Source organism: Aquabacterium sp. (genome assembly GCF_021768455.1).
Lineage (GTDB): Bacteria > Pseudomonadota > Gammaproteobacteria > Burkholderiales > Burkholderiaceae_C > Aquabacterium.
This window is the reverse complement of the sequence record NZ_JAIZVX010000029.1, coordinates 1-19101: the sequence shown is the minus strand read 5'-3', so window position 1 is coordinate 19101 and position 19101 is coordinate 1. Positions and strand designations below refer to the sequence as shown.

At 67.9% G+C, this 19101-nt stretch carries 20 protein-coding genes and 1 tRNA gene; 8 read left to right on the top strand and 13 right to left on the bottom strand.

What is annotated here, in order from left to right; all coding sequences use genetic code 11:
• Window positions 1-68 precede the first annotated feature (68 nt).
• Both QZ994_RS06060 and QZ994_RS06055 read right to left on the bottom strand, forming a co-directional pair.
• Window positions 69-710, bottom strand: coding sequence for a response regulator transcription factor (locus QZ994_RS06060; RefSeq protein WP_290869666.1), 642 nt, complete (start codon window positions 708-710; stop codon window positions 69-71).
• Between the two features lie 4 nt (window positions 711-714).
• The gene (locus QZ994_RS06055; RefSeq protein ID WP_290869663.1) at window positions 715-1584 is read right to left on the bottom strand and encodes an ATP-binding protein; all 870 of its coding nucleotides are present in this window, start codon (window positions 1582-1584) and stop codon (window positions 715-717) included.
• Window positions 1585-2059: 475 nt separating this feature from the next.
• On the opposite strand from QZ994_RS06055, the gene QZ994_RS06050 reads away from it, so the two are divergent.
• The 3 genes from QZ994_RS06050 to QZ994_RS06040 all read left to right on the top strand — a co-directional run bounded on the left by QZ994_RS06050 (window position 2060) and on the right by QZ994_RS06040 (window position 4820).
• Window positions 2060-2779, top strand: a complete 720-nt coding sequence (locus QZ994_RS06050) for a Crp/Fnr family transcriptional regulator (protein WP_290869661.1) — start codon at window positions 2060-2062, stop codon at window positions 2777-2779.
• A 178-nt stretch (window positions 2780-2957) separates the two neighbouring features.
• Window positions 2958-3710 (top strand): GGDEF domain-containing protein, encoded by a 753-nt coding sequence (locus tag QZ994_RS06045; protein WP_290869658.1) that lies wholly within the window; start codon window positions 2958-2960, stop codon window positions 3708-3710.
• A gap of 231 nt (window positions 3711-3941) precedes the next feature.
• Window positions 3942-4820 carry a glycine betaine ABC transporter substrate-binding protein gene (locus QZ994_RS06040; RefSeq protein ID WP_290869655.1) on the top strand — a complete coding sequence of 293 codons (879 nt, stop codon included), beginning with the start codon at window positions 3942-3944 and terminating at the stop codon, window positions 4818-4820.
• Between the two features lie 96 nt (window positions 4821-4916).
• On the opposite strand, the gene QZ994_RS06035 is transcribed toward QZ994_RS06040, so the two are convergent.
• Together QZ994_RS06035 and QZ994_RS06030 are read right to left on the bottom strand one after the other, a co-directional pair.
• Entirely contained in the window at window positions 4917-5897 is a 981-nt protein-coding gene (locus QZ994_RS06035; RefSeq protein ID WP_290869651.1) for a porin, read from the bottom strand.
• 156 nt (window positions 5898-6053) lie between these two features.
• Window positions 6054-7241, bottom strand: a complete 1188-nt coding sequence (locus tag QZ994_RS06030) for an acetyl-CoA C-acyltransferase (RefSeq protein ID WP_290869648.1) — start codon at window positions 7239-7241, stop codon at window positions 6054-6056.
• Between the two features lie 122 nt (window positions 7242-7363).
• Here QZ994_RS06030 and QZ994_RS06025 point away from each other — a divergent pair.
• From QZ994_RS06025 to QZ994_RS06015, 3 genes are all read left to right on the top strand, one after another.
• A tRNA-Met gene (locus QZ994_RS06025) sits at window positions 7364-7440 on the top strand.
• 159 nt (window positions 7441-7599) lie between these two features.
• Entirely contained in the window at window positions 7600-8184 is a 585-nt protein-coding gene (locus QZ994_RS06020; protein ID WP_290869645.1) for a DUF2242 domain-containing protein, read from the top strand.
• Window positions 8185-8241: 57 nt separating this feature from the next.
• Window positions 8242-8460 (top strand): SlyX family protein, encoded by a 219-nt coding sequence (locus QZ994_RS06015; RefSeq protein ID WP_290869642.1) that lies wholly within the window; start codon window positions 8242-8244, stop codon window positions 8458-8460.
• A 16-nt stretch (window positions 8461-8476) separates the two neighbouring features.
• Here QZ994_RS06015 and QZ994_RS06010 read toward each other — a convergent pair whose 3' ends face one another.
• From QZ994_RS06010 to QZ994_RS05995, 4 genes are all read right to left on the bottom strand, one after another.
• Window positions 8477-8908, bottom strand: a complete 432-nt coding sequence (locus QZ994_RS06010) for a response regulator (RefSeq protein WP_290869639.1) — start codon at window positions 8906-8908, stop codon at window positions 8477-8479.
• Between the two features lie 87 nt (window positions 8909-8995).
• A complete protein-coding gene (locus QZ994_RS06005) occupies window positions 8996-9364 on the bottom strand; it encodes a response regulator (protein WP_290869636.1) in 369 nt (122 codons plus the stop codon).
• Between the two features lie 198 nt (window positions 9365-9562).
• Complete coding sequence (locus QZ994_RS06000; RefSeq protein ID WP_290869633.1) at window positions 9563-10636, bottom strand: oxidoreductase; 1074 nt, start codon at window positions 10634-10636, stop codon at window positions 9563-9565.
• Between the two features lie 144 nt (window positions 10637-10780).
• On the bottom strand, window positions 10781-12055 hold the full coding sequence (locus QZ994_RS05995) for a sugar MFS transporter (RefSeq protein WP_290869631.1): 1275 nt from the start codon (window positions 12053-12055) through the stop codon (window positions 10781-10783).
• Between the two features lie 203 nt (window positions 12056-12258).
• On the opposite strand from QZ994_RS05995, the gene QZ994_RS05990 reads away from it, so the two are divergent.
• Both QZ994_RS05990 and QZ994_RS05985 read left to right on the top strand, forming a co-directional pair.
• Entirely contained in the window at window positions 12259-13272 is a 1014-nt protein-coding gene (locus QZ994_RS05990; RefSeq protein ID WP_290869627.1) for an LLM class flavin-dependent oxidoreductase, read from the top strand.
• Between the two features lie 111 nt (window positions 13273-13383).
• Window positions 13384-13869, top strand: coding sequence for an HU family DNA-binding protein (locus tag QZ994_RS05985; RefSeq protein ID WP_367172259.1), 486 nt, complete (start codon window positions 13384-13386; stop codon window positions 13867-13869).
• A gap of 66 nt (window positions 13870-13935) precedes the next feature.
• Here QZ994_RS05985 and QZ994_RS05980 read toward each other — a convergent pair whose 3' ends face one another.
• The 5 genes from QZ994_RS05980 to hutG all read right to left on the bottom strand — a co-directional run.
• A complete protein-coding gene (locus QZ994_RS05980; protein WP_290869621.1) occupies window positions 13936-15303 on the bottom strand; it encodes an FMN-binding glutamate synthase family protein in 1368 nt (455 codons plus the stop codon).
• A 2-nt stretch (window positions 15304-15305) separates the two neighbouring features.
• Window positions 15306-15995 carry a protein glxC gene (locus QZ994_RS05975; RefSeq protein WP_290869618.1) on the bottom strand — a complete coding sequence of 230 codons (690 nt, stop codon included), beginning with the start codon at window positions 15993-15995 and terminating at the stop codon, window positions 15306-15308.
• Window positions 15983-16891, bottom strand: a complete 909-nt coding sequence (locus tag QZ994_RS05970) for a class II glutamine amidotransferase (RefSeq protein WP_290869615.1) — start codon at window positions 16889-16891, stop codon at window positions 15983-15985. Before QZ994_RS05970 ends, QZ994_RS05975 begins: the two co-directional genes overlap by 13 nt.
• A gap of 31 nt (window positions 16892-16922) precedes the next feature.
• Window positions 16923-18335: a type III glutamate--ammonia ligase gene (gene glnT, locus QZ994_RS05965; protein ID WP_290869612.1), complete on the bottom strand. Its 1413-nt coding sequence runs from the start codon at window positions 18333-18335 to the stop codon at window positions 16923-16925.
• Window positions 18336-18424: 89 nt separating this feature from the next.
• Window positions 18425-19101: N-formylglutamate deformylase (hutG, locus tag QZ994_RS05960; RefSeq protein ID WP_290869610.1), on the bottom strand; the 677-nt coding region annotated here is incomplete at its 5' end.

Below are 19101 nucleotides of genomic sequence, written 5' to 3'. Positions count from 1 at the left end.
TGCCGCCGCTGGCGGTTGGCGGAGGTCACCAGCGCAGGGCAGGGCGGAGCCGTTGGGCTGTATCTGGCTCAGGGTTCGTCGATGTCGATGAGACCGACGCGCAGGGCCAGCCTGACGAGCGCGGTCACATCGGCGACCCCCAGCTTGCCCATGAGGCGGCTGCGGTAGGAGTCGACGGTCTTGGGCGACAGGTGCAGGACCTCGCCGATGCGGCTGCTCGACAGGCCGCGCACCACCAGGGTGACGACCTGGCGCTCTCGCGCAGACAGCGAGGCCATGGCTGCCGGCTCGTCTCGCGTGGCCAGGGCCTGCACGGCCAGGTCGGCCACCTCGCCCACGTAATGCCGGTCGCCCCTGGCCACGGATTCGATCGCTGCCAGCAGTTCGGTAGATGGCGAGCCCTTGAGCACATAGGCCATGGCGCCCAGGCGCAGGGCTTCGGCGACGTGTTGGGGGTGGCCCGACATGGTCATGACCACGGTGCGGGTGGCCAGGTTGCGGCGGTGAAGGTCGGCAAGGAGCTCGAAGCCCGAGCGCATACCCAGACCGAGGTCGAGCAGGAGAACATCAGGGACCAGGTCGCGGAGATCGGCCATGGCCTGGGTGGGATCGGTCGAGACGCCGACGACGCGGTGACCTGCGTGGGTCAGCATCATGGCGAGGGCGTCTCGGAAGAGCAGGTGGTCGTCAACGAGGTAGAGGGTGCTCATGGTGTCAGGCTCGCCAGACAAAGGCGACTTGGGTGCCGCCATCGGTGGGCATGCAGGAGAGGGTCAGATCGGCGCCCACAGCCTGGGCGGTGTCGCGCATGCCGCTCAGGCCATGGTGGCCTGGCCGACTGCGCTCCAGCGCGGGGGGCAGGCCGATGCCGTTGTCCTGCACGGCAAGGCGGAGGCAACGTTCGTCGCCGCCAAGGAGCAGGTTGATCTCGCTGGCGCTGGCGTGGCGGATGGCGTTGAGCAGGGCTTCGCGGGCCACGAGGGTGGCGGCCGCTTCCACGGCCAGTGGCCATCGCAGGCCTGCGGTGCCAGGCTCGGCCTGCAGGCAGATCCGGAGGCCCGCAGGCCATGGGGCTGTGGACCGAACCAGTTCGGCCAGGGCCACCGGCAGGGCGGGAGGCAGGGGCGGGACACCCAGTGTGGCGGGCGTCAGTTCACCCAGTGTGCGGCGCACCCATGTGAGGGCGTCGTTGAGGTGGGTCGAAAGGCGCGCGATCGAACTGGCTTGGGGCTCGGTGGGGCGGTGGCTCAGCAGTTGATCCACCTGCAGGCGCGCCATGATCAGGCTGTGGCCCAGCTGATCGTGCAGGCCGCGCGTGAGGTCCTGAGCGGGCCCGAGGGGGGCGGGGTCGGTCGACGCGGATGGCTGTGTGTGGCGAGGCTGGGCGAACCGTGGCAGGTTGCACAGGACCAGCGCCAGCATCACCCCAGGCAGCAGCAGGGCCAGGCCGCGGACCGACGCAGGCCAGTCGGGGGCCTGGGGGGAGAACAGGCGTTGCCACAGGCCGTCTGTGGACAGGGCCCATAACAGGCCCAGGCCGACCAGGATCCAGGTGCGGCGTGAGGGGCGAGGAAGGCGGAACATCAGCGGGCGAAGCCTCGCGGTACGGATCGACAACAGAGGGGGCGCCACATGGTCCGCGATGGCTGCCTGTGGCCGGGGCATGCTGGCAATTCTGGTTGCCTTCCACGTGGCCGCCCACCAAGAGACCCTCGCTTGGCGATGAGTGCACGCAAGGCGCAATGTTCCCTGTCAGGTGCGATCAAGGACTCCTTGCGCAAGGGGGGCTTTGGGTGAGGCCGAGATCCCGAAACAGGGCGGGATGCAGCGGGTGGGCGTGGCGACGGCATCGGCCCACCTTAGGCAGCCGTGGCAAGGCCATCTGTGCGACAACGTACCGTGGTGCCCGATGAGGCTAGCGAACGGGTGAATGGGGCAGGGGTGATCTGCATCAGGTGTGTGCGATAACGCACATACCTCCATGAGGGGCATTCCTATACTGGGTTCACGCCGTTGCCGCTCCCTGGTCGCGCCGCCGCCACCCATCGGAGTGAACAGGATGACCGTGTCTCGCAGCCCCTTGGGCAACCACCTCCTGGCGGCCTTGCCCGCAGCCGAATTCGAGCGCTGGGAGCCCCTGCTGGAGCCGGTGAACATGCCGCTTGGGCATGTGCTGTGCGAGTCGGGTCAGGCCATGAGCCATGTCTACTTCCCGACCACCGCCATCGTGTCCCTGTTGTACGTGATGGAGAACGGCGCTTCGGCCGAGATCGCGGTGGTTGGCAACGAAGGGCTGGTCGGCATTTCGCTGTTCATGGGTGGGGAGTCCACCCTGAGCCGGTCGGTGGTCCAGAGTGCTGGGCGGGGGTACCGCCTGCGGGCCCAGGCGGTGAAGGACGAGTTCCAGCGTGCCGGGCCGGCCATGCACCTGATGCTGCGCTACACCCAGGCCCTGATCACCCAGATGGCTCAGACCGCGGTCTGCAACCGCCACCATTCGCTGGACCAGCAGCTCTGCCGCTGGCTTCTGCTCAGCCTGGACAGGTTGCAGGGGCTGGACCTGGTCATGACGCAGGAACTGATTGCCAACATGCTGGGCGTGCGCCGCGAGGGCGTGACCGAGGGCGCGCTCAAGCTGCAGAAGCTCGGTCTCATCCAGTACGCACGCGGTCACATCAAGGTGCTGGACCGGGCGGGCCTGGAAGCCCGCACCTGCGAGTGCTATGCCGCGGTCCGCAACGAGTACGCGCGCTTGCTGCCTGCCAGAGAAGCGAGCTGAGCACGCTGACCTGCTGCCGTCGGCCACCGCGCAGTGCGCATGACCCGCACGGTGCGACAGCGCACGGACAAGGGGGCCGCCAAGGCCTAGTCTGATGCCGTGTCAACGTCCAGGAGCTCGTGATGAGCCTTGTCTCCATCCTGATGGTCGTGCTGATCCCGATGCAGTGGAGGCGGCCATGAGCGCCGTGGCGCCAGGCGTCCTCGACGCCGACCACCTTCGCCTTGTGCCGTCGCTGTGGCGCCAGGGGCCGTTGGCGCCATCGGCCATCGGACCTGGCGAGTCAGGCTCGCCCATGGTCCTTCCAGACTGGGTGGCGCTCGTGCAGCAGCTCAGCGGGGAACTGGCGCAGGCCAATGTGGCACTCGCCGAGGTGCGCACGCTGTTGGCGGGTACCCAGGCCGGGGAACGTCGCGCGCGGCATCAGGCGCTGCATGACGGGCTGACCGCCTTGCCCAACCGCGCCCACTTTCGCGACAGCCTGGCCCAGGCCCTGTGTGCCGATGCCGGGCCGGTGCAGCTCACGCTGTTCGTGATCGACCTCGATGGTTTCAAGCAGGTCAACGACCAGCATGGCCATGATGCCGGCGACGAGTTGCTCTGCATCATCGCCGCCCGCCTGCACCGTGCCGTGCGCGCAGAAGACATGGTCGCCCGGCTCGGCGGTGACGAGTTCGCCTGCCTGCTGTATGGCGTCAATGACCTGCAGACGGCGCAGCGCGTGGCCTGCAAGGTCTTTGATGCGGTCTCTGCGCCGGTGAAGATCGGCGACGTGTGCCTGGCCGTGCGCCCGAGCATCGGCATCGCCCGCTGCGCGCCGGGTGGGGCGGCACCGGAGGTCTTGCTCAAGCAGGCCGACCTGGCGATGTACCAGGCCAAGCGCGGTCAGACGGGCTATGCCTTCGCCGACACGGACCCGGGAGGCACCTGAGGCGAAACGGGGTGCGGGGGGAGATGTCGGTGCCCTGTCCTTGCGGTGCGGGATGGCCGCCACCTGCTTGGGGGATCTGTGCGGGGGGCACGCAAAGCCTGGCGAAAACAGAGAGCTTGGCGTCGCTTGCAGACCAATGGCTTGATCACCAGTGCCTAAGGTGTGAGTGCCGGTCCTCGGTCCGGTCCCCTCCCCACCCCCTTGCCAACGTCCTTTCCCTGGAGCTTTCACATGACCCAGATCACCCGTCGCCAGTTCGTGGGCGGCGCCGCCTCCGTGGTGGCCCTCACCGCCGCCGGCAGCAGCCTGGCGGCCGATGCCAAGACCGTGCGCATCGGCTGGACCGCCTGGTCCGATGCCGAGGCCGTCACCAACATGGCAAAGCAGATCATCGAGCAGAAGCTGGCCACCAAGGTCGAACTCGTGATGACCGACATCGGCCTGCAGTACGCCGGCCTGCAGCATGGCCAGATCGACCTGATGCTGATGTCCTGGTTGCCCAACACGCACAAGGCCTATTGGGAAAAGGTGCAGGGCGACGTGGAGGACCTGGGCGCCCTCTACACCGATGCCAAGCTGGGTTGGGCCGTGCCCGACTACATCCCGACCTCCATGGTCAGCAGCCTGGAAGACCTCAAGAAGCCGGAAGTGCGCGCCAAGCTCAACGGCCAGATCCAGGGCATCGACCCCGGTTCGGGCCTGATGCGCGCCTCGGAAGAGGCCGTCAAGGCCTATGGCCTGGACTACAAGCTGCTGAGCGCTTCCGATGCCGCCATGGTCACCTCGCTGCACCGCGCCATCCAGCGCAAGCAGTGGATCGTGGTCACCACCTGGTCGCCGCACTGGATGTTCTCTCAGTACAAGCTGCGCTACCTGGCCGACCCGAAGAAGTCGCTGGGTGGGGCCGAAGAGATCCACGCCCTGGCGCGCAAGGGCTTCAGTGCCGACTTCCCCAAGGTTGCGGCCTTCGTCAAGAACTTCAAGATCCCTCTGGCCGATCTGGAAGGCGTGATGCTCAAGGCCAAGGACAGCAGCTACGACAAGGAAGCTGCAGCCTACCTGGCCAAGAACCCCGAGCGTGTGGCCAAGTGGCTGTCTGCTGCGAAGTGACCCAGGCCATCGCGCCATGACAAAGGGCTCCCGAAATGGGAGCCCTTTTTGCTGGAAAGGGAGAAGCTCAGATGATGAGCTTCATGGTGCAGGCGCTCAGAAGCTGTGGGAAATGCCCACGCCGTAAGCGGCCTTGTTGCCGTCGGTGCCGGCGTAGTGCTTGGCCGCGGCATCGACGTAGACGCTGGTGCGCTTGGACAGCGCGTGGACCACGCCCAGGCCCAGGTTGCGCTGGGCGATGGTGTCGTCCACCTTGACCTGGCCCACGCCGAAGTTGAAGGTGTTGCTGCCGAGGGTGTACTGGGCGCTCAGCGTCACGGCCGTGGCCTTGGAGCCCGCCGCGGTTTCGCTCACGTTGTAGGCGCCCATCAGGGCCAGGGCGTCGATGGTGCCCTTGAGGCCCAGGAACACGTCGGTGGCACGGGCGCTGTTCTTGCCATAGGACAGCATGGCGGCGTTGCCGTCCTTGCTGTAGTTCAGCGAGCCGGCGGTGGCGCGTTTGGTGTCGCCGGTGCGGCGCTCGGGGCTGCCACTCAGGTGCAGGGTCACGCCATCGATGGTGGGCGAATCGTAGAACACGCCGTTGTTCAGGCGGCCGTATTCGGCCGAGCCGTTGTTGGCCAGCGGGTCAGACGGGTAGTTGTAGTGCCACAGGTCCCAGGCCGGCGAGGCCACACGGTCGAAGTTGTACCAGGGGTCGAACTCCCAGTCCTGCGCCCAGATGGCATCCAGCGCGCGGCCCAGTCGCACCGAGCCCAGGTTGCCCGCCAGGCCGACGGTGGATTCGCCGTGGAAGAAGGGCTTGTTGCCCGCACCTTCGCTGGCACCGGTGTCCAGGTCCATGCGGGTGCTCAGCTTGAAGGTGGCCTTGAGGCCGCCGCCCAGGTCCTCCGAGCCACTGAAGGCCAGGTTGCTGCGCTGGATGGTGCCGACGTTCCAGGTGCCCGAGGTGTCGCGGTAGACACCGAGGTCCAGGTAGCCGCTGATCTTGACGGTGGACTGGGCCGAGGCGGTGGTGCTGGCCAGGGCGCCGAGGGCGGCGATCAGGGCCAGGGTGGCAAGGCGAAAAGAGGGCATGCAGGGGCTCCAGAAGATGCGGTGGGGGGATTCGCGTTTCATTCTTCGGGACCAGCGGTGGTGAAGTTGTGTGAAGCGGACGCAAACTTGTCTGTGATCGACACGGCCCAGCGCCTGTGGTGGCCTCTTCACACCCGAGCCTGGGGGATGCAGGTCTCACAGGCGCTCGATGGCGATGGCCGTGGCCTCTCCGCCACCGATGCACAGGCTGGCCACGCCCCGCCGCCCGCCACCTTGTAGCAATGCCCCCAGCAGCGTGACGATCAGGCGCGCGCCGGTGGCGCCAATGGGGTGGCCCAGCGCGCATGCGCCACCGTGCACATTGAGGCGTTCTGGTGGGATGCCCAGGGTCTGCATGGCCGCCAGGGCGACCACGGCAAAGGCCTCGTTGATTTCCCAGAGGTCGACGTCGTCGACCGACCACCCGAGCCTGTCCAGCAGCGAGCGGACCGCCCCGGCAGGGGCCGTGGTGAACAGCGCGGGCGCCTGGGCGTGGCGAGCGTGACCACAGATCCGAGCCAGCGGGACCAGGCCGTTTGCGCGGGCGAAGGCGAGCCGCGTCAGGATCAGGGCGGCCGCGCCGTCGGCGATGGCACTGGCGTTCGCGGCGGTCACGGTGCCGTGTTCGGTGAAGGCTGGGGGCAGGTGGGGGATGCGCTCGGGGCGTGCCTGCGCCGGGACCTCGTCGGCGTGAAGGCGGGAGTCGGGCACCTCGCAGCATTCCCATTCGAAGTGCCCCGCCTTTTGCGCGGCCTGGGCTCGCAGGGTGGAGTGCAGCGCGAAGGCGTCCTGGGCCGCGCGGTCGAAGCCACAGGCCATGGCGCAGTCTTCGGCGAAGCGGCCCATGAGATGGCCACGTGTGGGCGGGTCGCAGGCCTCTTGCAGGCCATCGAAGAAGAGGTGGTCCAGCAAGGGCTGGGCGCCAGGGGGCAGGCCAGCGCGCAGGCCGCGCACGAGGTGGGGGGCGCGGCTCATGTTCTCCATGCCCCCCGCTGCGATCGCCTTCGCCGAGCCGGCCAGCAAGGCATCGTGGGCCAGCATCACGGCCTTCATGCCCGAGCCGCAGACCTTGTTGACCGTGGTGCAGGCCGTGGCCCAGGGCAGCCCGGCCAGCAGGGCGGCTTGTCGAGCCGGAGCCTGCCCGAGCCCGGCCTGGAGCACGCAGCCCATGAAGACCTCGTCGAGGTGCTCGGGCGGCAGGCCCGCACGCTGCACGGCCGCCGACAAGGCCGCCGCACCCAGTTCGGGCGCGGCATGCCCTGCCAGGCTGCCCTGGAAGGCTCCCATGGGGGTGCGCGCCGCGCCGACGATCACGACCGGGTTGTGGAGGGCATCAGGGCTCATGGGGCCTCCTTGCTGGCGCCGTTGGCGGTGTGGCGACAGGGTCGCGCAAGCCGGCCTTCGCGGCACTCCGGAACATCCTTTTGCCGCAAGTGCGGAATCCATGCTAGAATCTATTTCTCTGTCGCGGGGTGGAGCAGTCTGGTAGCTCGTTGGGCTCATAACCCAAAGGTCGTAGGTTCAAATCCTGCCCCCGCAACCAAAACAAAAAAGGCCGTGTCGCATGCGACGCAGGTCTTGCAAGGCAAAAAGCCACTCAGGTCTCTGGGTGGCTTTTTTGTTTTCCGACTTGTTTCCAGGCGGTGCTGTGGGATGCCATGGGATGCTATGGGGTGGCATGGGATGCAGTAGCATGCCGCGCATGAAGCGCAAGACCTCTGCAATGTCGGGACGTGTGGCCACCCTTCGGCTGGGGGCCTTGCTCGCGTTGAGTCTGGCGGGCCTGGCGGGTTGTGGCAGCTTGGCCGACAAGGGCAAGACCTATGCGCCACAGGAAAAGTTCGCCTCGGGTGAAACGTACTCGCGTCTCTTTGATGCCGGGCCGGCCAAGGTCTGCAAATCGGCGCGCCTGGCACTGCTGAGCCAGGGTTACCTGGTCACCACCAACGAGGCCAGCCTGGTCGAGGGCAAGAAGAACTTCCAGCCCGAGGCGGGTTCGCACCTGGAAATGGTGATCCGCGTGGTGTGCGTGCCGGATGCCCCCGATGGGGCCATCAGCCTGGCCTTTGCCGCGGCCGTGCAGGACACCTACGTGGTGCGCCGCGTGAGCACCTCGGCCAGCGTGGGCGTGGGTGCCATCGGCTCGCTCTCGGTGCCGTTTGGCGAGACCAGCGAAGGCCTGACCAAGGTGGGCAGCCAGACCATTGCGTCTTCCGAGTTCTACGACAAGCTTTTTGCCCTGATCAAGGGCTACATCGGGGAAGACGAGGTCGCGCCAGGCGGCTGAGCCAGCAGGTGTTGTGCACCGTTCGCGCAGGGCGTGAACTTGAGGTCCAATGGCGGCATGCATGAACCCGACGCCATCGAGCAGCGCCTCATCGAACTGGAGATCAAGGCCGCCTTCACGGAAGACCTGGTCGAGAGCCTCAACCAGACCATCATCCGCCAGCAGGGGCAGATCGACCTGCTGATCCGCGAGCTGCTGCAGCTGCGCCAGCAGGCCCAGGACGCGCAGCCTGCGGGCTTTCGCAGCCTGCGCGACGAGCTGCCACCCCACTACTGACAAGGTGGCGCGCCTGTCACGGCGCGACTTCGGCCTGACCCAGTTCGGCAAAGCCCGATGGGCCAATGGCCTCACCGGTTTCGCGCGCGGTGTCGATCACGTGTCGCACCACGCGCAAAAGGTCGCTGCCCGTCACGGGCTTGACCAGCCAGCCTGAGGCGCCGTATTCGGCCGCCCGCTCGCGGCGGTAGCGCTGTCCATCGGTGGTCAGAATCAGGATGGGGGTGTCGGGCAGGCGGGCCTTCACCAGCTTGGTCAGCACGATGCCGTCCATGTTCGGCATGATGATGTCGGTGAGGATCAGGTCGGGCCTGAGGCCTGCGTCCAGCAGGGCCAATGCCTGGTTGCCATCGCGGGCGGTGTGCACCTCGAAGCCGCCGATGCTCAGCACGCTCTGGAGGTTCATCACCATCATGGCGGAATCGTCCACCACCAATATGCGGTCCATTGTGTCGTCCTTGGTAAGGGCTGAACGATCGCGACCGCTCAGAGGCAGACGGACCCGTGGGCCCGCTTGAACGAGGCAGAGTGGGTGTCAGGCGGGCACGCCCATGACCTTGCCGACGATCTTCATCAGCTCGCCGCCGTTGACGGGTTTGAGCATCCAGCCGGTGGCGCCGAGCTTGCGGGCTTCGTCTCGCTTGGCCTGCTGGCCTTCGGTGGTCAGGGTCAGGATGGGCGTGAAGCGCAGCTTCTGGCGGGCCTGCCGGATGAACTCGATGCCGTCCATGTTGGGCATGTTGATGTCCGTGATGATCAGGTCGGGCTTGAAGCCGCCCTGCAGCTTGCCCATGGCCTGTTTGCCATCTGCCGCGGTCTCGACCTGGTAGCCGTTGATCTGCAGGCTGGACTTCAGGCTCATCAGCATGGTGGCCGAATCGTCAACGACAAAGATGGTTTTCATGGCGGGCTCCTGGCGGTGGTGGGTGTTTTGGCTAGGACAAATCAGTCATCGCGAACGGATTGTGTGTCTTTGCGTTACGGGGCGCCAGCCTCTGGAAAAGATGAAAACGCAGGCTGTGGATTCCGTCTCGGATTCTGTTCCACGGTTTCGGCGTGACGCCGTTTTGTCATGGACAAGCGTGCTGCATTGGCCGGGAGTTCATGACCCCGAGGGGCGGGTTTCCACGCGGTGGCCGGTGGCGGCGCTGCGCTGGCCGGCCTCGATCAGGCGCATCACATCCCGCGCCTCGGAGGCCGCCACGGGCACCTTGCCGCCATGCAGGATGGCGTCTCGCAAGGTGGCGTAGTAACAGCTCTGGTCCCCAGGCAAGGTGGGGTGAACGACCGTGTGGAGCGCATCGCCCCGAGCGGTGGTGAGGGTGCCGTGGCGGGTGTCCAGCCCCCAGCCGGGTTGTCCAGGGCGCAGGCCGGCCTTGAGCTGGTCTTCTTGCGGGTCGAGCCCGAACTTCACGTAGCTGCCTTGCGTGCCATGCAGGGCAAAACGCGGGCCGCATTCGGCCACCAGGGCGCTGCCATGCAGGACCACACGCAGGCCTGCATGGGGGCCGTCTTCGTAGGCCAGCACGGCGTGGAACCAGTCGTCGGCCAGTGCGCCATCGCGGTGGGCGGCCAGTTCCAGGCCGATGCGATGCGGCATGCCGAAGAGCTGCAGGGTCTGGTCCAGCAGGTGGGGGCCCAGATCGAACCACAGGCCGCTGCCGGGGCCTGCGCCTTCGCGCCAGCGTGCGCGCACCTGCGGGCGGTAGCGGTCGAAGTGGGATTCGACGTGCGCGAGCCGGCCCAGCGTGCCGGCCTGCACCAGGGCCTGCACCGTCAGGAAGTCCGCATCCCATCGGCGGTTGTGGAAGACCGAGAGCATGCGACCCCTGCGCTCGGCCTCGGCGACGAGCTCGTCGGCCTGGGCCACATCGAGGGTGAAGGGCTTGTCGACCACGACGTGCTTGCCGGCACGCAGGGCGGCCAGGGCCAGGGGGTGGTGGCTGTCGTTGGGAGTGGGGATGACGACGAGGTCGATGTCCTCGCGGGCGAACAGGGCCTCGGGCGTGGGCAGCGCGTCGATACCGGGCCAGGCGGCACGCACGTCTTCCGGCTTGCGGCTGGCCATGGCGGCCAGGCGCAGGCCCGGCACGCTCTGCACCAGCGGGGCATGGAAGGTGGTGGTGGCAAAGCCATGGCCGACGATGCCGACCTGCAAGGGGGTGTGGGTGCTCATCATGAAACCGCCGGTCGTGAACGGGTGGACAGGGTTGGAGGGGGGTGGGTTGCGGCCCGGATCATCGCCCAAGCCAGCCGTGCGCCCAGAAAAAAGCCCCGCACAGGGCGGGGCTTGCTGGGCATCGGCGTGAAGCCTTCGGGCTCAGGCTGCGGCGCCTTGCGGCAGCTTCTGGTCAGCTTCGGCCTCGTCCACGGTCACCGGGCGGTAGCCCTTTGCGCCGTAGAAAGAGATGTAGACGTAGCAGACCAGGGGCACCACGAAGGACAGCAGCAGGCTGACCTCGTCGGCCAGCACGGCCTGCAGCAGGGGCACCACGGCGCCGCCCACGATGGCCATGCACAGCAGGCCGGAGCCCTGGCTGGTGAGGTCACCCAGGCCTTCGACGGCCAGCGAGAAGATGGTGGGGAACATGATGGAGTTGAACAGGCCGGTGAGCAGCAGGGCCCACATGGCCAGCGGGCCGCCCATGGCGATGGCCGCACCGATCAGCACGGCGTTGACCGCGCCCACGGTGGCCAGCACGCGGTTGGCCGGGATGCGCTGCATCAGGGCCGAACCGGCGAAGCGGCCGATCATGGCGGCGCCCCAGTACATGGCCAGGTAGTGGCCGGCGGCTTCGTGGCTCAGGCCACCGATGGCGGGGTCGCTCATCAGGTTGACCAGGAAGCTGCCGATGCTCACTTCGGCGCCCACGTAGGTGAAGATGCCGACGGCGCCCAGCACGAGGTGGGGGTGGTCCCAGATGCGCTTCTTGGCGGCGTGGTGTACGGCCTCCTGGCGGTGCGCGGCGCGCTCGATCAGGCGGGCGTCGGGCAGCTTGAACATGGCGACCAGGGCGGCCAGCAGGAACAGCACGGCGGCCAGCACGAGGTAGGGGCCTTGCACGCTGTCGGCCTGGGCGGCGGCGTTGGCGACGCTGGCCGTGTGGTCGGCGGCACCCAGGATGGTGGCGGCACCGATCAGGGGGCCGACGGTGGCGCCCAGCGAGTTGAAGGCCTGGGTCAGGTTCAGGCGACTGGAGGCGGTTTCAGGCTTGCCCAGCAGCGTCACGTAGGGGTTGGCCGCGACCTGCAGCAGCGTGATGCCGGCGGCCAGCACGAACAGCGCGCCCAGGAAGAAGGGGTAGGCACGCAGCTCGGCGGCCGGGTAGAACAGCAGGCAGCCGATGCCCACGGTGCACAGGCCCACGGTGATGCCGCGCTGGTAGCCGATGCGACGCAGGAGGGCGCCGGCCGGCATCGACACGATGAAGTAGGCCGTGAAGAAGCAGAACTGGATCAGCATGGCCTGCACATAGCTCAGCGAGAACATCGCCTTCAGGTGCGGGATGAGGATGTCGTTGAGCGAGGTGATCAGGCCCCACATGAAAAACAGCGAGGTCAGGACCGCCAGCGGTCGGGTGTGACGTTGGTTCATGGCAAGCAGGTGTGACAAGGCCAGGCACCCCATGCGCCAGCCGAAGGCGCGAATATTAACGTTTTATTAACGCCGCGCAAGCGCCGATGGCATCGGGCCCCGCGAGTGAAGGGGCGTGCAGGGCGTCCCGGCAGGCCCTGGCTTGCGCTGGGTCAAAGCCACAAGGCGGGCAGGTTTGGCGCGCGGCGCGCATCATCCTGTCCATGACCCGTTTGTCCATCCTCGACCTCTCTCCCATCACCCAGGGCAGCGATGCGGCCGAATCCTTCCGGCGCACGCTGGACCTCGCCCGGCACGCCGAGACCTGGGGCTACCAGCGCTACTGGCTGGCCGAGCACCACGGCATGCCTGGCGTGGCCAGCGCCGCCACCGCCGTGTTGATCGGCCACGTGGCCGGTGGCACGCGCCACATCCGTGTGGGGGCAGGCGGCATCATGTTGCCCAACCATTCGCCCCTGGTGATTGCCGAGCAGTTCGGCACCCTGGCTTCGCTCTACCCCGGTCGCATCGACCTGGGCCTGGGGCGTGCGCCGGGTTCCGACCCCGTCACCGCGCGCGCCCTGCGCCGCCATGGTGGGCTGGCCGCCGACGAGTTCGACCAGGACGTCGCCGAGCTGCAGGCCTACTTTGCAGACCAGGCCCACAGTGGTGTGCGTGCCGTGCCCGGGGCCGGGCTGGACGTGCCGGTGTGGATCCTGGGGTCCAGCCTGTATGGTGCCCAGCTGGCCGCGCAACTCGGCCTGCCCTTTGCCTTCGCCTCGCACTTCGCGCCGGCGCAGATGATGGACGCCATCGGCCTGTACCGCTCGCTCTTCGAGCCCTCGGCGCAGCTGGCCCGCCCGCACGTGATGCTGGGCCTGAACGTGTTCGCCGCCGACACCGATGCCGAGGCTCGGCGCCTGTTCAGCTCGCTGCAGCAGGCTTTCGTCAACCTGCGCACCGGGCGCCCGGCGCCACTGCCGCCGCCGAACCCCGATGCCATCGAGGCCTTGAGCCCCCCGGCCGTGGCCATGCTGGACCAGGCCCTGGCCTGCTCGGCCGTGGGCTCGCCCGAGACCGTGGCCCGCCAGGTGCGCGAGTTCATTGCCCGCACCGGGGCCGACGAGCTCATGGTCACCTCTCAGGTGTTCGACCATGCGGCCCGGCTGCGCTCCTTCGGCCTGCTGGCCGAGGTCTTGCCCGACATGGTGCGCGCCCCTGCTGCTGCGCTGGCCTGAGGCCCATGCCATGCTGGATCCCCGCGGAGGGCGTGGCGAAAACCCAGCACACAGGGACGAAAACGCCCCCGCCTTGTGGCGGATGCACTGTGCAGTGGGGCCCCCGTGGCCATGCGGGTTCCTGCGATGAAAAACGGGGCCTCAGATCCGGCACAATGGTTCGCCCGGATTGTGCGGGTGCCATCAACCAATCAAGCAATGAACAAGACCGATCTGATCCAACGCCTGGCAGAGAAGCACGAGCTCTCCAAGGCCGAAGCCGGCCGCATCCTGGAGACGCTGCTGGACACCGTGGTGACGTCCGTGAAAAAGGGCGAAGCCGTCACGATCCCGGGTTTCGGCTCCTTCAAGCTGCACGCCCGTCCTGCCCGCAACGGCGTGAACCCCAGCAACGGCGAAAAGATCAAGATCGCCGCCGCCAAGCTGCCGAAGTTCACCCCTGGCGCCACCTTCAAGGCCACCGTCGACCCGAAGGGCGCTGCCAAGAAGGCAGCCAAGGCCGCCGCCAAGCCGGCTGCCAAGGCCCCCAAGGCTGCAGCCAAGAAGGCCGCTGCCCCCGCGAAGAAGGCCGCTGCCAAGAAGGCCGCCAAGAAGTGATCCGGGCTTCGGCCTGAGACGACAACGGCTCCCCGCGGGGAGCCGTTTTTCATGGTGGGCGCGGTGTCAGCGTCCGTCCACGCCGGGGATCCAGTCGGTGCCGGCGAGGGGCACCTTGGCCATGGCCGCGGCCTCCACCGTCAGGGCCACGAGGTCCTCGGGCTCCAGGTGGTGCACGTTCTGCTTGCCGCAGGCGCGCGCCAGGGTGGTGAGCTCCATGGTCAGGGTCTTGAGGTAGTTCTTCAGGTGCTTGGCGCCCACCTCGGGTTCCAGGCGCTTTTCCAGCACGGCGTCCTGCGTGGTCACGCCCACGGGGCACTTGCCGGTGTGGCAGTGGTGGCAGAAGCCCGCCTGCGTGCCGATGGCGGCGTAATCGGCCTCGGCGCTGTGGGTCTGGCCGCCTTGCTGGTAGACCGGCTGGTTGCAGCCCAGGGCCATCAGCACGCCCTGGCCAATGGCCACGGCATCGGCGCCCAGGGCGAGGGCCTTGGCCACGTCGGCACCGGTGCGGATGCCGCCCGAGACGATCAGCTGCACCACGCCCTTCATATTGAGGTCTTCCAGGGCGCTCACGGCCTGGCGCACGGCGGCCAGGGTGGGGATGCCCACGTGTTCGATGAAGCAGGTCTGGGTGGCCGCGGTGCCACCCTGCATGCCGTCGACCACCACCACGTCGGCACCGGCATGCACGGCCAGCTTGACGTCGTGGTAGACACGGGTGGCGCCCACCTTCACGTAGATGGGCTTTTCCCAGTCGGTGAGTTCGCGCAGTTCCTGGATCTTGATGGCCAGGTCATCGGGGCCGGTCCAGTCGGGGTGGCGGCAGGCGGAGCGCTGGTCCACGCCTTCGGGCAGGGTGCGCATCTTGGCCACGCGGGGGTTGACCTTTTGGCCCAGCAGCATGCCGCCGCCGCCCGGTTTGGCGCCCTGGCCGATCACGACCTCGATGGCATCGGCACGGCGCACGTCATCGGGGTTGAAGCCGTAGCGTGAAGGCAGGCACTGGTAGACCAGGGTCTTGGACGAGAGGCGCTCTTCCTGCGTCATGCCACCGTCACCGGTGGTGGTCGAGGTGCCGACCGCGGTGGCGGCCTTGCCCAGGGCCTCCTTCACGTTGGCCGAGAGCGCACCGAAGCTCATGCCGGCCACGGTGATGGGGGTGTCCAGCACCACGGGCTTCTTGGCGAAGCGGGTGCCGAGCACGGTCCGGGTCGAGCACTTCTCGCGGTAGCCTTCCAGCGGGTAGCGCGAGAGCGAGCCGGCCAGGAAGACGAGGTCGTCGAAGTGCGGCAGCTTGCGCTTGGCGCCCAGGCCGCGGATCTCGTAGAGGCCGGTGGTCGAGGCGCGGTGGATGTAGTCCATCGTGCTGCGGTCGAACAGGGCGGACTCTTCGCGTTGCAGGGGCTTGAAGGTGATCGGTTGTTCTTGGCTCATGTTCAGTACTCCTGTCCTGCGTCGGCGTTCCAGTGGTAGAGGCTGCGTGCGGAGGCCACGCGCTTGAAGCTGTGCGGGTCGTGGTCCATGCCGGCTTGTTGCAGCAGCTCGCTCAGCGCGCTGACATCGGCGTCGGTCATGGGCTCGAACTGCGCGTCGGCGCCGAGGGACTTGACCTCGCCTTTCACGTAGATCACGGCTTCGTAGAGCGAGTCGCCCAGCGCATCGCCGGCGTTGCCGCAGATGACCATGCGGCCGGCCTGGGCCATGAAGCCCGAGAAGCTGCCCACCGAGCCGCCGACCACGATGTCGCCGCCCTTGAGCGAGATGCCGCAGCGCAGGCCGGCGTCGCCGTCGATCACCAGCAGGCCGCCGTGGGCCGAGGCCCCGGCGCTGTTGGAGGCAAAGCCCTTGACGTGCACCTTGCCGCTCATCATGTTCTCGGCCAGGCCGGTGGAGGCGCTGCCTTCGATGGTCACGTCGGCAAACTTGTTCATGCCCGCGGCGTAGTAGCCGGCATGGCCCTTGACCGTGACCTTCACCGGGGCGTTGATGCCCACGGCGATGTTGTGCGCGCCATCGGGGTTGAGCACGGTGACGTGCTGGCCTGCCAGGACCTCGGCGGGGCTGTGCAGGTGCTGGTTGAGTTCACGCACCGAGGCGTGGCTCAGGTCGAAGCTCAGGCTTTCCATACGTACATTTCCTCAGGAGCGGGTTCGAACACGGTGGCGTGGGCGATGTCGGGCAGGTGGGCGAGCGAGCGGAACTCGCTGGCGATGGCCACGTAGGCGTCGGTCTCGGCGACCACGGCGGGCTTGCAGGCAAAGGGGTCGCGGATCAGGGCGAGCTCGGTGGCCGTGCCCATCAGGAAGGTGTAGAAACCGTCGAGCGCCTCGAAGCCCTTTTGCAGCGCCTGGTGCAGGCTGTCGCCTTCGCGCAGGCGCCATTCGAGGTAGCGGCAGGCGGCTTCGGTGTCGTTGTCGGTCTCGAAGCGGATGCCGTGCGGCTCCAGCATGCGGCGCACGCCGTAGGGGTTGGAGAGCGAGCCGTTGTGCACCAGGCAGAAGTCTTCCCCGGCGGTGAAGGGGTGGGCGCGGTCGGGCGTCACGGCGCTTTCTGTGGCCATGCGCGTGTGGCCCACCAGGTGGCTGCCCTGCAGCTGGTTGAAGCCGTAGCGGGCGGCCACGTCGGCGGGTGTGCCGATGTCCTTGTAGAGGTCGATGCTGCGGCCGGTCGAGAGGATGTTGAGCTGGCCATCGAAGGCCTTGACCCAGTCCTTGACCGGGGCGGCGTCACCCCAGAAGGTGATGACGGCGTGGTTGCCCTTGGGGGTGAGCGTGGCCTTGACGCCCATGGCCTCGTTCAGGGCGCCGAGCAGGGTGGCCCAGGGGTAGGCGGCGCCTGCGGCCGTGAGGCCCGCGTAGACGCTGATCTTGCGCTGGCCTTCGGCCAGGGGCTCGCTGAACACGGCCAGGCCGGCCGAGTCCGGGCCGCGCTCGGTCATGCCGATGAGCATGGGCACCATCAGCTCGCCGAGCTGGCTGCGCAAGGAGGGTTGCTTGAGGAGGAGTCCGACGATTCCGCACATGGTGGGGCTTCTTTCTTGTCGTGGGCTGGGGTCAGAAAAATTCCAGGTAGCTCTTGATCTCCCACTCGGAGACGTGGCGCATGTACTCGACCCATTCCATGCGCTTGAGCTTGATGAACTCGTCGGCCACCGGGCCCAGGGCCTGGCAGATCGTGGTGTCGGCGGCCAGGGCCGTGACGGCGGCGTCCAGGTTCTGCGGCAGCAGGCCGATGCCGGCTTCCTTCAGCTGGGCGTCGCTCCAGTCGTAGAGGTTCTCGTTGCGGGGCTTGCCCGGATCGAGGCGGCGCTCGACCCCGTCCATGCCGGCGGCGATCACGGCGGCCGTGGCCAGGTAGGGGTTGGCGGCGCCATCGGGCAGACGCAGTTCCAGCCGGCCCTTGGGGATGCGGACCATGCAGGAGCGGTTGTTGTCGCCGTAGGAGATGTAGGCCGGGGCCCAGGTAGCGCCGGTGAGCGAGCGGCCCACCACGAGGCGTTTGTAGGAGTTGACCGTGGGCGCACACAGGGCGCTGAGGGCCGGTGCATGGGCCAGCAGGCCGCCGAGGAAGTGGTAGGCCAGCTCGGACAGCTCCAGCCCGTTGGCATCGGCCTTGTCCTGGAAGAGGTTGCGCTTGCCATCGCCGATGGACAGGTGCATGTGCATGCCGTTGCCCGGGCGGTTGGCGAAGGGCTTGGGCATGAAGGAGCAGACCAGGCCCAGCTCGCTGGCGATCTCGCTGGCGGCCATCTTGAAGAAGATGAAGTGGTCGCAGGAGGTCAGGCAGTCGGTGTAGGTGTAGTTCAGCTCGAACTGGCCGTTGGCGTCTTCGTGGTCGATCTGGTAGACGTCGATGCCGGTGGCGCGCAGGGCGTCGGAGAGGCGCTCCAGGAAGACGCGGGTGCGCGACAGGCCCTTGTAGTCGTAGCAGGGCTTGGCCAGGGTGTCGGAGGGGTCGCAGGGCTCGATCTGGCCGCTCACGCCGCGCTTGAGCAGCGAGAACTCGGGCTCCAGGCCGGTGTAGAGCGTCCAGCCGCGGGCGCTCAGGCGCTCGATCTGCTTGCGCAGGGTCACGCGGCTGTCGTAGGCCCAGGGTTCACCGTGGACGTGGCCTTCGCACACGATGCGGGCCAGGCCAGGCTGCCAGGGCACCAGGCTGATGGTGCCCAGGTCGCCCACGGCCATGAAGTCGGGGCCGTTGGGCTCGATGCCCACGCCCCAGATGGCGAAGCCGGCGAAGCCCGCGCCATCGGTGAGCACGCTGCCCAGGTGCGCAACCGGCACGGACTTGGCCTTGGCCACGCCGTGGATGTCGACGAACTGGGCCAGCACGTAGCTGACGCCGTGGGCGCTGAGGTGCTGCTGGGCGGCTTCGACGGTGCCGAAGCGCTGAGGCTTGGGCAGCACGGCGGCGTTGGCCACGTGGCGGGCGGTGGGGGCGAGGCCTTCGTTAGAAGAGGGTGTCATCGGTGCAGGCTCCGTGCGGGCAGGTGGCTGGATGGGGTGCGAGGCAGACTTGGGGAAAAAGGGCTCAGCGAAGGCTTGTGTGGTGCAGTTCAGGCCGGGGTCGGGCGGTGCGCCAGCGCCGTCTCGATCAGGCTTTTCAGGAGGGGCTGGACGCCCTGGGCGAGGTCGCCGCGCCATGCGAAGGGCGCGGTTTCGTTCATGTAGAGGCTCTGGCACATCTCCAGCTGGATGGCGTGCACGCCCTGATCCGGACGGCCATGGAAGCGGGTGATGTGGCCGCCCTTGAAGCGGCCGTTGACCACGTGGGTGAGGCCAGCGGGGGCCTGGCCCTGGGCGATGGCGGCTTGCACACGGGCCGAGATGGCCTGGATCAGCGAGGGCGCGCAGGCGCGGCCATCGGCGGTGCCGAAGTTCAGGTCGGGCAGCTTGCCTTCGAACAGCATGGGCAGCACGGAGGCGATGGAGTGCGCTTCCCAGAGGATGACGCTGCCATGGGCCTCGCGCAGGCGGTTCAGCTCGGCGCTCAGGGCCTGGTGGTAGGGGCGCCAGTAGGTGTCGACCCGGCGTTGCACCTCGATGGCATCGGGCTCCTGGCCCGGCAGATAGAGTGGCTCGCCGCGGAAGGTGGTCAGCGGGCACAGGCCGGTGGTGGCCTGGCCGGGGTAGAGGCTCTCGCCGGTTTCGGGGCGGTTGAGATCGATGGCGTAGCGCGAGACGGTGGCGCCCAGCACGCCCACGCCCAGCTCGGCGGCAAAGGCGTAGAGGC